The sequence below is a fragment of the Actinoallomurus soli genome, from assembly GCF_024055715.1.
Taxonomy (GTDB): domain Bacteria; phylum Actinomycetota; class Actinomycetes; order Streptosporangiales; family Streptosporangiaceae; genus Actinoallomurus; species Actinoallomurus soli.
This window is the reverse complement of sequence record NZ_JAMXMV010000006.1, coordinates 334,381-347,652: the sequence shown is the minus strand read 5'-3', so window position 1 is coordinate 347,652 and position 13,272 is coordinate 334,381. Positions and strand designations below refer to the sequence as shown.

The following is a 13,272-nucleotide window of genomic DNA, read 5'->3' as shown; positions in this document are numbered from 1 at the left end:
AAACCTTGCAGAACGCACGAATCCGAAGTCGCCGGCCAAGCCACCGCCACCTGTCCGATTCCGGACAGGTAGCGGTCGGCCTGGCGCGGACGGTCACGCGGTCGGCGCGGAGTCGTCAGGTGCGGACTGCACATCGGCGGGCGAGCCGGAAGGACCGGATCCCGGCGGGCCGTTCGGCTCCGTGGGGTCGCCTCCCCCGCTCGGGGCGGAGGCGGCCTCGCGGGAGGCGCCCCCCGGCGGCGTCGGAGCGGGCGTCGAGTCACCGCCCGCGGTGGCCGGCCGGCGGCGCGGTACGGACACCGGACCGTCCCAGGCCGCGGCCCGGGCCGGAACGGAGACCGACCCGGTGACCCGTCGCCGAGGACGGCCCGCGAGGGTCCTGACCCAGCGAGGCCACATGCGGTACGCGGGCGCTCCGGGCCGGGCCGCGCCCGCGAAGGCCCGGCGCCGCCAGCCGGTCAGCGAACCGCGCTGGATGACCGTCCCGGTGTGCGGAGCATGGACGAACCGGCCACGTCCGACGTAGATGCCGACGTGGCTCGCGCCTGAGAAGAACACCAGGTCGCCGGGGCGCAGGCTCCTCATCGGGACCTTGCGCCGGATGATGTGGTACTGGATGTCCGCGCGGTGCGGCAGGCGGACACCGCCCCTCCGCCAGGCCGCCATCGCCAGGCCCGAGCAGTCGTACGACCGCGGTCCGGCCCCGCCGAACCGGTACGGCTTGCCCATCTGCCGGTAGGCGAATCGGACGGCTCGCCGGGCCGCGACCCGCTGAGCGGCGATCCGGGCCAGGTAACGCTCGTAGGCGTACAGGATCCGGGACTGCCGGTGTGTCGGCCCGGAGATCGCGATGACCGCGTCTCCCCGCTCCGTACGGGCCGCCGCGCTGGATGGCGTCCAGAGGGCCAGGAGCACGCTGACGCCGATCACCGGGTATCGCAGTAAAGCGGGGCCCGCCACACCGAGGTGCGCTTTACCGGCCCGAACACGGTCGTGGTACGTCGACTTCATCCACCATCCTCCAAATGGCGAGTGAGCCTTTTCAGCGCATGATCTACCCTGAAAGGCGGGGCACGTACCATTACCCTTTTCGCCGCAATCCCCGCCATCCGGATTCCGACAGGGCCTCCTATAGCAAGAAGTCAGTCCCGGCATTTGAATGCTCCAGGCATCGGTAAACGGAACGCCGCCTTCCCTGCCCCGAGAGGGGCGGGAAGGCGGCGCACCGGGTGAAACGAAAACCGCCCGGCCGGAGGACCGGCCGGGCGGAATGGAGTTTCCGGGTCAGGAATTGCCGCCCTTGGTGAAGGAGGCGTTCCCGTCGCAGGCCGCCGCGGCCAGACCCCGGATGGCGCCCGCGTTGCCGCAGATGGTGATGGGCATCGTGGCCGGAGCGCTGACCTGGTCGTTGCTGAGCAGGTGGGTCGACGAGGAGGCGGTGTTCTGCGTCGAGGACTGGCTGCAGGCCTCAGGGCAGACCGGCGCGCCGATCGGCTGCGAGCACGCCTGGGCGCAGGCGGGCGCCTGGTGCGTGGTGGTCTGCGCCGGCGGCTGGGCCGCCGGAGCGCAGGCCGCCGGGCAGGCCGGAGCGGCGGGCTTGGCGGGCTCGGCGTTCACCTGGGTCGACGACGAGCAGGTGGCGGGGCAGGTGGCGGTCGCCTGCGACGACGCGCTGCCGCTGCTGATGCTCGCGTGGCCGTGGCACGCCGCGGTGCCCAGGCCCTTGTCGGAGATCGCGTTGCCGCAGATCAGGATCGGAACGGTCACCGGCGCGCTGACCTTGTCGTCGCTGCCGATCGAGGTCGCCTCGATGCCGTGGGTGTGGTGGCTGATGTAGCTGAGGCGCTGCGCGGCGCCCGTGGCCGCGGTCGAACGCGGGCTCAGCGCGTTGAGGGCGTTGCCGTTCGCCGCGTTGACGGTGGCGCCCTGCAGCAGGTTGTTGGCGGTGATCGGGGCCGTGACGTCCGCGAGCACGCCACCGAGGAGGCTGCGGTCGCCGCGCGTGGTGTTGGTGTCGGCGTTGGCGATGCCGCCGCCGACCGCCGCGAACGCGGCTCCGACGAGGAGAGCGCGGGCGGCGCGAACAGTCCATTTACGCATTGGTCCCCCAAGGGTGTCTGTTTTCCAGTGATGATGCGGTGATTTTCCGTCGCGGCGGGATCGCACGATCACGTTGAATCGGAATGTGCGCGAGATGCAGCCATCGTGCCCGCGAAAGCGGCGGTCTGGATGCTTGAGCGGCAATTCGGACGCACGGCGCGGCATGCCATCCACGCGTACGGGTCGTACCGCTTCACGCACCCTCCAGTTGGCCGGCGATCTCGAAAAGTCGAAGGTTCTTGCTGACCGGTGGAAAGGCTAACACCGCCTTTCCGGCCGGCCGGGGGACGCCGACTCTCTATGTAAAGGGCTCACCCGCCGCGCGGCCGGGTTCTCCACAGCGAGACTCAGGAGAGCTCAGCGCGAAACCGGAGAGGCAAACGGCGGGCAATGGAGCGTGTCCCAATCGCCACAGATCCTTGACGTTGCCCTTACCCGGTTTCCGGCATCCCTCCGGACCGGCGGGCCGCCGGCGTTCGCCGCGGCCGCAGAAATCGGATGACATGTCGATATCCGGTCCTTAAGCTGCGCCCGGTGCGCGACCTGACCCTCCTCCCCAAGGCCCACCTGCACGTCCACCTGGAGAGCACCATTCGCTGGGCGACGCTCCGGGAGATCGGGACGGCCAACGGCGTCCCGGTTCCGGAACCGCCCGCCGACGGGCCGGTCGTCTTCGACGGCTTCGGCCGGTTCGCCGACCTCGGCACGCTCGTACGCGACTGCCTGCGCCAGCCGGAGGACTTCCGCCGTGTCGCCCTGGAGTTCTGCGCCGACGAGGCCGCGCAGGGGACGCGGTACGCCGAGGTCACCTTCACCGCGGCCGCGCACGGCGAGCGCCTGGGCAGCCCGGAGACGCCCCTCGAAGCCGTGCTCGACGGGCTCGCCGAGGGACGGGCCGCGTACGACATCGAGTGCCGGGTCCTGCTGGACCACTCGCGCCGGCGCTCGGTCGACCGCTTCCGGCGCACGGTGGACCTGGCCGTGCGGTACGCGGACCATGGCGTCATCGGCATCGGCCTGGCCGGGGACGAGTCCCATCCCCTCGCGCCGTTCGCCGAGGTCATCGGGTCGGCGCGGGACGCGGGCCTCCACCTCGTCCACCACGCGGGGGAGACCTGCGGGCCGGAGAGCATCCGCGAGGCGATCACCGTCGGCCACGCCGAGCGGCTGGGACACGGGATCCGGATCCTGGACGACGCGGACCTGGTCGCCGAGGTACGGGACCGGGGCCTGCCCTTGGAGGTGTGCCCCTCGTCGAACGTCGCGCTCGGCCTCGCGCCCTCCTTCGCCGCGCACCCGCTGCCCCGGCTGCGCGACGCCGGCCTCGTCGTGACGGTGAACACCGACATCCCCGTCATCATCGGCACCACGACGACCGAGGAGTACGCCCGGATCCGTACCGCCTTCGGATACGACGACGCCGTGCTGGCCGAACTGTCGCGTGCGGGAGTCGAAGCGTCGTTCGCCCCGGAACCGACCAAGGGCCGGCTGCGCCGAGAGATCGACGCATGGCTCACCACCCCCGCCCCCTGACCGGGGGCGTCCGCCGGAAACCTGCGGGAAAGCGCCGGCACGGCGGCGTGCCCCTGCCCGCAGGTCCGCGGCCATCCTCATTAGGGTCGGAAGCATGTCCGATATGGCGTATCGCCCGCTGGGCGACTCCGGCCTCGCCGTCTCCGTCGTCGGTCTCGGGTGCAACAACCTGGGCCGCGCGAAAACCCGTACGGAGACGCTCGAAGGCACCAGAAAGGTCATCGACGCCGCGTTCGACGCCGGCGTCACCCTGTTCGACGTGGCGGACATCTACGGTGCCGAGCCGGGCCTGTCCGAGGATCTCCTCGGGCAGTGCCTCGTCGGCCGCCGCGACGATGTCGTCGTCGCCACCAAGTTCGGGATGGACATGCGCGGCGCGAACGGCCCCGACTTCGGCGCGCGCGGGTCCCGGCGCTACATCCGCCGGGCCGTCGAGGCGTCTTTGCGCCGGCTGCGCACCGACCACATCGACCTCTACCAGTACCACGCGCCCGACGGCGTGACCCCGATCGAGGAGACGCTCGCCGCGCTGGACGAGCTCGTCCGCGAGGGCAAGGTCCGTTACATCGGCTCCTCGAACTTCGCCGGATGGCAGGTCGTCGAGGCCGACTACGTCGCCCGCGCCGCGGGCGGTGCCCGCTTCATCAGCGCCCAGAACTACTACAACCTGCTCCACCGCGACCCCGAGGCGGAGCTCATCCCCGCCTGCCAGGCCTACGGCGTCGGCATGCTGCCGTTCTTCCCGCTGGAGTCCGGCCTGCTGACCGGCAAGTACCGGCGCGACGAGGAGCCCCCGGCCGGGACGCGGATCGGCGACAGCCGGCGTTCCATGCACGCGGACGCGGACTGGGACACCATCGAGGCGATCCGCGAGTTCGCCGACCAGCGCGGCATGTCGATGCTGCACGTGGCCATCGGCGGGCTCGCCGCCCAGCCGGCCGTCGCCTCGGTGATCGCCGGGGCGACCTCGCCGGAGCAGATCCGTACGAACGTCGAGGCCGCACAGTGGACCCCGAGCGACGACGACCTGCAGAAGCTCGCCGAGATCACCGGGTGAGGTCGGCCCCGCACGACCGACGTGAAGGCGATGGCCCGTGCACCTTCTGTCTCCAGAAGGTGCACGGCACCGCAAGATCCATCGCCCGGGGCGCGTCCATGACGCGTTCACGCCCCCGACCCGACGCCGGCCGTCACGATGGACGGCATGAGCGGAGTCATGGTGAGGAAGGCCCGGCCGGGAGACGGCGAGGGCTGTGCGCGGGCCTGGCGAGACGCCGGCCGCCACTACGCCGCGATCGTGCCGGAGGTCGTTCAGGAACCGGACCCCGAGGGACTCGTCGAGTGGTTCGAGCAGTCCATCGGCGAATCACCGGGGGACGACACCGTCTGCCTGGTCGCCGAGGACGACGGGCGGGTGATCGGGGTCATCGAGGCCACGGTGATCCGGCCCGCGCCGGATGCCCGCTGGCAGCTCCAGCGGGACCTGTCGCGGGTGCGCCTGGTGATCAACGCGCTCGCGGTCGTCGCGGAGTACCGCCGCCAGGGTGTCGGCACGGCGCTGATGGAGGCCGCCGAGGAGTGGGGGCGGGATGAGGGCGCGGAGGTCGCGGTGACCGACACGAACCTGAGCAGCCCGCTGTCCGTCCCCTTCTACGAGAAGCGGATGGCCTACCGCAGACAAGGGATCATCCTCCGCAAGACCCTTCGATCCAAGTGATCCTGCGCTCGTGGTCGTCGGGGCTCCGCGCCCGATAACGCAGTGCCCCCGGCGAACGGCGGTCCACGGCGGCCCCGAGATCCGGAACCGTCCGATGGACTCGATCAGCTGTCCGCGATCTCGGCGGGGTCGACCGGGATCGTCGGGCTCTGCCCGAGGGCCCGTTGCTTCGCGCCGACGGAGGAAAGCGATGAGAGCTCGGCGTTGAAGTTCGCCAAGTAGGCGCGGTAAACGGCCGTACTAGTGATCTTCAGGTCCGACTCGTCATTGTGATAGAGCGAATTCGCGGTGTAGTTAGCCGAGCCGGTAAAGACGACCTTCCGCCCGCTCACCCCGTTGTATCTGCCGTCGATCAGCAGATACTTGTTGTGCGTGTAGTGCTCGGCATATCCCTTACTGTTCCTGCCGTGCGTCGAGTCCCGTACATCGGCCTTCGACTTCGCCAAGGTCGACCGAACGCCCGACGAGACCGCGCTCTTGGTGTAAAGCACCGTCACCTTACATCCCCTGGATGCCATGGCGGCGACCTGCTTGGCGAGTGACAGCCGGTTGTCGGTCCACTCGAACATCGCGATGCGGACCTGAGTGGGATACACCTTCGAACAGGTGACGAGCTTCAGCAAACTCAGGATCGTGTCGCTGCCGCTCCTGGCCTTGGGCCAGTAGTACGCCTTCGGGTTCGAGCCGTACGTCCAGTAATAGTCCTTCTTGTGAGCGCCTGTCGCGCCCTTCGACATGTCGGTGAAATATTTGACGTAGGCGTTGTAGAGGCCCGTGTTGCCGACCACCGTGTAGCTGTTGTTCCAGGCGACCTTCGCCTGTGCGGTCGTGGGGTTCGCGCTGGAGACGGTCACGGTGCGCCTGCCTCCGCCGGAGAAGAGGTAGTACTTCGCGTGGAGCCACGCCGCCGATTCGCCACCCGAGTAGTCATGGCTGATGCACCCGCCGTAACACAGCGCCGCATAGCTGCTCGCGCTCTTGGTGCTCACCTTGCTACCGAGTGCGGCCACGAGACGTTTCCAGATGGCATTCTTGGAATGCTGGTCCATGAGGACCTTCACATGAACTCCGCGCTTATGTGCGGCGATCAGCTTGTCGGCGAAGTCGTTCAGAGTCATGCTGTACACCGCGACCCGGATCACCGACCCCTTGGGAGCCGTGTCGATGTTGTGCTCGATCTGTCGGACAATCGCGTACTGCCGGGCCGAACCACCCTCAGGGTCGTTGAAGACCGGCCCCGCTTGCGGGCTGAACGCCGCACTCGCCGTACCGACGCCGACGGAACCGACCCCCACGCCGACCAATCCGATGGCGGACATTCTCGCCACCATACGCCGGAAGGTGAAATACCGCACGCATCTCCCCGTTCCCCTGGAAAAAGCCTATGAGGACTTTAACTACGGGAACGGCATAAGGGAAGTTTGCGACCCGCTTCGGCCATACAGCGACATGCGTCCGCCGCTGATCACTTCGGCAACGTCGCGGTAGAGGAGTCGATGCCGTCGACGAAGGCGAGAACGGCCTTCGCCAGCGCCTCGGGGGCCTCCATCGCGGCGTAGTGGCCGACACCGTCGAGCTGGACGAAGCTGATTCCCGACGACGCGGCTCGGGACATGGTGTCGGCCGTGAAGGAACCGCCCCCGGCGCCGACAGCGAGCACGGGCACGTTCAGGCCAGGTGATTCGGCGAGTGCCCGGATCTCGGGGCCCTCCTGCAGCATCGACCGGTAGAGGCCGATCGCGCCGCGCCAGCCGTCGGGACGCGCGTAGGTGCGGGCGAACTCGTCGATGTCCGCATCGGCGATCGCTGCCGGGTCGGCGATCATGGAGGGGAATGCGTACCGCCCGAGGAACTCGCGTTCGCGGCCGGTCAGGAGCATCTCGGGAATGCCGGGCGCGGTGAGCGCCCCGATGTGCCAGGCACCACCGCGGGTGATGTCGGCCAGCATCTCGAGACCGAACCCGGCCAGGCCCATCTCGATGGCGGTGAGACTGAGCACGTCTTCGGGGTGGGTGGTGGCCAGTCGGAAGACCGTCGCCCCGCTGATGTCCTGTCCCGTGAGGTGGACCGGGCCGATGCCGAGGTGTGCGATCAGCTGGTGCAGGTCTTCGGCCGAGGTCGTGCTGGTGAAGTCGCTCGGCGCGGTGTCCGAGTCGCCGAAGCCGCGCAGATCGACGGCGAAGACCCGGTGACTCGCGGCGAGCAGGGGGATGAGCCGGTGGAAGGCGTACCAGGTCTCGGGGAAGCCGTGGACCAGCAGGATCGCGGAGCCGGTGGTTCCCGCGGTGACGTAGTGCAGGGTCGTTCCGTTGACGTGGGCACGGTGGTGGGCGATCCCCGGCACAGTGGGACTCGCTGGTGTGGTCATGATTTCTTCTCCTCAGCTAGACACCATGGCTGTCGAAATATAGACACCAAGACTGTCGAAGTCCAGAGGGTGCCGTAGTCTTGCCGCATGTCTCGCTCTGGTGCCGATCTCGCGCTACTGCTGCTCGGGGGCTTCCGTGCGCTCGTGGACGCCGCGATCGTCGAACTGGCCGAGCGCGGCCACGAGGACGTGCGGCCCGTCCACGACTTCGCCCTGCGAGCCATCGCCGCAGGCGCCGACAGCGCCTCGGAGCTGGGCCGCCGCCTGTCGATCACCAAGCAGTCGGCGGCGAAGACCATTGTCGTGCTCCAAGAGCGCGGATACGTGACACGCGAGGCGGATCCACGCGACGGCCGCCGCAAGCGGCTTCAGGTCACCGCGCTCGGCTTCGAGGTGTTGCGCCAAGGTGAGGCGATCTTTGACGAGCTGCGCGAACAGTGGGCGAAGCAGATCGGTGCCGCCGAACTGGAGACCATCGAGAAGCACCTGACTGCGCTGGTGGGCACGCAGCCCGTGCGCTTCGACACGCCCGGCTGGATCGCCCGCGACGTCGGCGATCCGGTCTGAGCCACCGCTACGAGCGCGCTCTCCCATGAGCGACCGTACGGTGCCGGCGATCATGACCGTCGACACCGGCCGATCACCCCGAGCCCTGACCCGCCCGGTCCGAGCGCCGACTCAGACCTGCTGCTCGCTGGGGTCACGGATCACGCGGATGGTGGGTTCCTTCTCGGTCATCCCCGCGTCTCCCGCGCGTTCCATCGCCATGTGAGTCGCCCGCATCACCGCGTCGGCGGCGGCGTCCGCAGCCGCGACGACGTCCGGGCGGCTGGTGCGCCACAGCACTCTGACGATGTAGTACCCGGTGACCGGCAGGTCGGTGATGGTGGCGTTCTCGAGCTGTCGCAGCTGCGCGCCGACGAACGCGGGAACGACCGTGGCGCCGAGCCGTGCTGCCACCATGGCGCGTACCCCGGCCTGATGCAGCGCGCAGTGCTCCAGTGAAGGCCGGATCCCATGCGCGGCCATCAGCCTTTCGTGGGCGCGGCCGTTGGCGGAGGACTCCGACATCGTGATCCACGGGCGGCCGGACAACTCCTGGACCGTCCGCGGAGCCGGCCACCCGTCCGGGACCACGATCCGATACTCGTCGCGGAACAGGACGCGGGCGCGGACGCCGAGAGGCAGGGGCAGGGCGGTGTCCAGGTCATCGGCGACCAGCAGGACGTCCAGGTCTCCCAGCCGCAACGCGTGCAGCCCCTCGACGATCGCGGTCTCGACGAACCTGGGTACCAGCGCCGGGTGAGTGACGGTCAGTTCCGCAGCGGTATCCGTGGTCAGTTGGCTGAGGCCGTCGAGGGGCGCGCCGATCGAGACGGGACCGCTCACCCGTCCGCTCAGCGCGCTCAGCCGGCGCGCCGCGTCGGTCAGTGCCTCCGCGATGCGCTCGCCGCTGTCGGCCAGCAGCCGCCCCGCCACGGTGAGTCGCAGCGGCCCGCCCGCTCGATCCACCAGCGGCATGCCGACATCCCGCTCCAACCGGCTGAGCTGCTGGGAGACGGCGGAGGGGGTATGGCCGAGAGCGCGTGCGGCGGCGGCCAGGGACCCGCCGTCGGCGATCGCCCGCAACAGGAGCAGCCGCCTCGGATCGAGCTCCATGGCGTTAAGTATTTCTAATCTGTGGGTTGAGTGATGCCGTATTGCCGCCCTCGAACGCCGATCGCGACGATGTCCGGGTCGCGACATGCCACGTCGAATCCCTCACCGAAGGAACTGACCATGTCACGCCCAAGATCACGCGCGGTGTACGGCGCGGTCGCGCTCGCCTGCGTCCTCACCGCCACCGCGTGCGGCCCCGACCACGCCTCCGGCGGCGGTGGTCCGCGGGCATCGGCCGACGCTCCGACCCGGGCCGCGGCCGCACCGGCCGCGCCCGCCAAGGCGTACGTCCTCACCACCCCGCCCAGGATCGGCGCCTACCCGCGGTACCGCATGACCGCCGACCAGCAGCGCATGCTGGCCCAGGCGCTGGCAGGGCAGACCCGGGCGCTCGGCATCTCCGGCGCCCAGGTCTCCGCGGTCTACGAGGACAAGGCCGATCAGCTGTACGCGGTGTTCGCCGGGCTCAACGGGAGCGGCTTCGACCCCGCGACACTTCACGCCAAGCTCTGGAGACCACCACAGACGCAGGTCGTCGGCACCGCTCGAATGACGTCGAGTTGGGAGGACACCGATCCGGGCCCCCACGGCGGAGCGGCCATCTGCAACCAGACGCTCGGTCAGTCGGGCATGATCGCCGCCGAGGGCACCTCCTGCTCCTGGATGAGCCCCACCACTTTTGGCGTCGTCTTCCTCCGGCAGCCCCGGGGCGCCCGGCAGATCTTCTACAACCAGACCGCGGCGAACATCGGCCCCATCATGCGTAAGATCCGGGCCGCCGTGGAGCGGCGGCAATAGCCTCGGGTGCCCTGGACCGGTTGGGTTCCCCGCTGCTCCAGGATCGACCGGACCGTGCGGCGTGCGCCACATCCGGCGCACGTCACTTCTCGGGGCCCGGCGCACGCGGTGCGCACGCAGGTACACGGCGGAACGAGGAGGCCCGGCGCCGTTCGGGCGGCAGAAACGATCAGAGCCTTCCCCTGCGTTCGCTGGGGAAGGCTCTGATCAAGGAGCGGAGGCTCGGGGATTTGAACCCCGGATGGACGGTAAGCCCAAACCGCATTAGCAGTGCGGCGCCATAGACCGGACTAGGCGAAGCCTCCTCGGTGGCCACCAGGCCGCACACAGCGTACCGGGCATCAGCCCCTACCGGCAAAGCGTTAGGCCACGTCGCTCGAATCAGTCCCGTACGCGGTGGCCCGGCGGCCTTGCGGCGAGGGTTTTCGTCGCTTCGGCGACGAGGATCCTCGGCGCTGACCCGCCGCCGAGGATCCCGGCGGCACCGCACCGGGCTGGCCACCTCGCGATCGGAGCGGACCGCGGCGAGGGCTGAGGACGAAGGCTAGGCGGTTTCGGTGACGTCCAGGGCGCCGTCGGCGTACATCTGGCGGAGGGTGCGCTTGGAGAACTTGCCCACCGAGGTCTTCGGGACGGCGGCGATGAAGGACCAGCGCTCCGGGACCTGCCACTTCGCCACGCGTTCGGCCAGGTAGGCGCGCAGCTCGTCGGCGGAGGTGCCGGCGCCTTCGCGGAGGACGACGGAGGCGAGCGGGCGTTCCTGCCACTTCGGGTCCGGGACGCCGATGACGGCGGCCTCGATGACGTCCGGGTGGCCCATCAGGTGGTTCTCCAGGTCGACCGACGAGATCCACTCGCCACCGGACTTGATGACGTCCTTGGCGCGGTCGGTGAGGACGAGGTAGCCGTCGGGGGAGACCGTGCCGACGTCGCCCGTTCGCAGCCAGCCGTCGTGGAACTTCGAGGGGTCCTCGTCCTTGTAGTACGAGCCGGTGATCCAGGCGCCGCGGATCTCGATCTCGCCCACGGAGGTGCCGTCGGCGGGCAGGACCGTGTCGCCGTCGCCGACGACGCGGACCTCCAGGCCGCTGAGGACGCGGCCCTGGGTGGCGCGGTAACGCCAGGGGTCGGGGCAGGCGGGCGGCGGGTGCGCGACCGAGGCGACGGGGGAGGTCTCGGTCATCCCCCAGGCCTGGACGATCCGTACGCCGAGGTCGTCGAACGCGCGGAGCAGGGACTCGGGGACGGCCGAGCCGCCGCAGGGGACCAAGCGCAGGGAGCTGAGGTCGGACTCGTTCTCCTGGGCGTGGCGGAGGACCTCGTTCCAGATGGTCGGGACCGCGCCGGAGACGGTGGGGCGTTCGTCCTCGATGATGCGGACGAGGGGCTCGGGCTGCAGGAACCGGTCGGGCATGACCAGCGACGCGCCGGCCATGAGGGCGGCGTACGGGAGGCCCCAGGCGTTGGCGTGGAACATCGGCACGACCGGCAGGACGCGGTCCGTGGCGCACAGCCCGACGGCGTTGCCGGTGCAGACGGCCATCGAGTGGAGGTACGCGGTGCGGTGGGAGTAGACGACGCCCTTGGGGTTGCCGGTGGTGCCGCTGGTGTAGCACATGGCCGCGGCCTGGCGTTCGTCGATCTCCGGCCAGTCGAACGTGTCGGGTCCGGCGGCGAGCAGGGCCTCGTACGAGTGCAGCTCCTTGCCGGCCGGCTCCAGCGGCGTCACGTCGGCCGCACCCACGACGATCACGTGGCGGATCGTCTTCATCCGGGGCAGGACGGCGGCGAGGAGGGGGACCAGGCTGTCGTCGACGATGACGATGTCGTCCTCGGCGTGGTCGGCGATGTAGACGAGCTGGTCGGCGGCGAGCCGGATGTTGAGGGTGTGCAGGACCGCGCCCATCGACGGGACGGCGAGGTACGCCTCCAGGTGCTCGGTGTTGTTCCACTGGAAGGTCGCGACCCGCTGGTCGGCGTCGACGCCGAGACGGCGGAGGGCGTTCGCCAGCCGGGCGGCGCGGCGGCCGAGCTCGGCGTAGGACGTGCGCCGCATCCCGTCGCCGGTGAAGGTCGCGACCTCGGCGTCACCGGAGATCTGGGTGCCGTATCGCATGATCGAGGAGATGGTCAGCGGATAGTCCTGCATCGTGCTCCACACGGCGGCCTCCACGCTCGAGGGTGTGACCGGATTGTGGTCCTCCGCACAGTCCCATGTCAGCATGTCCGGGCAAATCCGCGCTCAGTCCAGGACGGCGAACTCCTCCTCGGCGTCCTCGCGGAGTTTGGCCATGGCGCGGGAGACGGTGCTCTTGACCGTTCCGACGCTGACGCCGAGGGCTTCGGCGATCTCGGCCTCGGTGAGGTCGTCGAAGTAGCGCAGCACGATGTACGCGCGCTGGCGGGCGGGCAGGCGGTCCAGCAGGCGTTCGAGGGCGTCGCGCAGTTCGCTGCGGCCGGTGTGGTCGGCGACGGGCGTGTCGGGCATCTCGTCGGTCGGGTACTCCTCCAGCCGGCGCCGCCGCCACCAGGAGATGTTGATGTTCACCATCGCGCGGCGGACGTAGCCGTCGAGGGCGGAGCGGTCCCTGATCCGGTCCCAGGCGAGGTACGTCCTGGCCAGGGCGGCCTGCAGGAGGTCCTCGGCCTCGGTACGGTCGGCGGTGAGCAGGAGGGCGGCGCGCAGGAGCGTGGGACGCCGTGCCGCGACGAAGTCACGGAACTCATCGTGCGACGCAGTTCCCACGGGACCGCCCGGCATGCTGGAGTTCGTACCGACGATGCCGACGATCGCACGCGGACCGTAATTATGGATCAACTCGCGCCTCATGTTTCGGCCAACGCGCCGCACATCAATCATGAAAAACTGTCACGTATACCTATCGGCATCTTTGGCCGATTTGGACAAAGGAGTCGACAGAAGGAACGCGCGGGGTAAGGCTTGACGTGCGACTTCCCGTCGCAACGGCCATGAGCACTGTCACCGATGTTCGGAGCTTCCCCCATGCTGCCTTCCCGCGATTTAATGCACCGCCGACGCAGGCTCCGGGCGGCGGTGTCGGGCGACGCGCCGCGTTATCCGGAAAGAGAAGACCAT

12 protein-coding genes and 1 tRNA gene are annotated in these 13,272 nt (G+C 69.5%); 5 read left to right on the top strand and 8 right to left on the bottom strand.

The window, feature by feature from the left end; genetic code table 11:
* Positions 1–93 precede the first annotated feature (93 nt).
* On the bottom strand, positions 94–1,011 hold the full coding sequence (locus NDW01_RS18260) for a C40 family peptidase (RefSeq protein WP_252822063.1): 918 nt from the start codon (positions 1,009–1,011) through the stop codon (positions 94–96).
* A 273-nt stretch (positions 1,012–1,284) separates the two neighbouring features.
* A complete protein-coding gene (locus NDW01_RS18255; RefSeq protein WP_252822061.1) occupies positions 1,285–2,100 on the bottom strand; it encodes a hypothetical protein in 816 nt (271 codons plus the stop codon).
* A gap of 534 nt (positions 2,101–2,634) precedes the next feature.
* On the opposite strand from NDW01_RS18255, the gene add reads away from it, so the two are divergent.
* From add to NDW01_RS18240, 3 genes are all read left to right on the top strand, one after another.
* Positions 2,635–3,633 carry an adenosine deaminase gene (gene add, locus NDW01_RS18250; RefSeq protein WP_252822059.1) on the top strand — a complete coding sequence of 333 codons (999 nt, stop codon included), beginning with the start codon at positions 2,635–2,637 and terminating at the stop codon, positions 3,631–3,633.
* A gap of 94 nt (positions 3,634–3,727) precedes the next feature.
* The gene (locus NDW01_RS18245; protein ID WP_252822057.1) at positions 3,728–4,690 is read left to right on the top strand and encodes an aldo/keto reductase; all 963 of its coding nucleotides are present in this window, start codon (positions 3,728–3,730) and stop codon (positions 4,688–4,690) included.
* A gap of 147 nt (positions 4,691–4,837) precedes the next feature.
* Positions 4,838–5,350, top strand: coding sequence for a GNAT family N-acetyltransferase (locus tag NDW01_RS18240; protein WP_252822049.1), 513 nt, complete (start codon positions 4,838–4,840; stop codon positions 5,348–5,350).
* 104 nt (positions 5,351–5,454) lie between these two features.
* Here the strand turns inward: NDW01_RS18240 and NDW01_RS18235 are convergent, their stop codons facing one another.
* Complete coding sequence (locus NDW01_RS18235) at positions 5,455–6,669, bottom strand: phospholipase D-like domain-containing protein (protein ID WP_252822047.1); 1,215 nt, start codon at positions 6,667–6,669, stop codon at positions 5,455–5,457.
* A gap of 146 nt (positions 6,670–6,815) precedes the next feature.
* Positions 6,816–7,718 (bottom strand): alpha/beta fold hydrolase, encoded by a 903-nt coding sequence (locus NDW01_RS18230; RefSeq protein WP_252822045.1) that lies wholly within the window; start codon positions 7,716–7,718, stop codon positions 6,816–6,818.
* Between the two features lie 144 nt (positions 7,719–7,862).
* Here NDW01_RS18230 and NDW01_RS18225 point away from each other — a divergent pair, with 144 nt between their 5' ends.
* Positions 7,863–8,285, top strand: a complete 423-nt coding sequence (locus NDW01_RS18225; RefSeq protein ID WP_252822041.1) for a MarR family winged helix-turn-helix transcriptional regulator — start codon at positions 7,863–7,865, stop codon at positions 8,283–8,285.
* Between the two features lie 111 nt (positions 8,286–8,396).
* On the opposite strand, the gene NDW01_RS18220 is transcribed toward NDW01_RS18225, so the two are convergent.
* Positions 8,397–9,377 (bottom strand): LysR family transcriptional regulator, encoded by a 981-nt coding sequence (locus tag NDW01_RS18220; RefSeq protein WP_252822039.1) that lies wholly within the window; start codon positions 9,375–9,377, stop codon positions 8,397–8,399.
* A gap of 120 nt (positions 9,378–9,497) precedes the next feature.
* Between NDW01_RS18220 and NDW01_RS18215 the strand changes: the two genes are divergently transcribed.
* Complete coding sequence (locus tag NDW01_RS18215; RefSeq protein WP_252822037.1) at positions 9,498–10,175, top strand: hypothetical protein; 678 nt, start codon at positions 9,498–9,500, stop codon at positions 10,173–10,175.
* Positions 10,176–10,390: 215 nt separating this feature from the next.
* Here NDW01_RS18215 and NDW01_RS18210 read toward each other — a convergent pair.
* The 3 genes from NDW01_RS18210 to NDW01_RS18200 form a co-directional block, all read right to left on the bottom strand.
* Positions 10,391–10,480, bottom strand: a tRNA-Ser gene (locus NDW01_RS18210).
* 239 nt (positions 10,481–10,719) lie between these two features.
* Positions 10,720–12,399, bottom strand: a complete 1,680-nt coding sequence (locus tag NDW01_RS18205) for a fatty acid--CoA ligase (protein WP_252822035.1) — start codon at positions 12,397–12,399, stop codon at positions 10,720–10,722.
* 18 nt (positions 12,400–12,417) lie between these two features.
* Entirely contained in the window at positions 12,418–12,936 is a 519-nt protein-coding gene (locus NDW01_RS18200; RefSeq protein WP_406567729.1) for a SigE family RNA polymerase sigma factor, read from the bottom strand.
* Between the last annotated feature and the right edge of the window lie 336 nt (positions 12,937–13,272).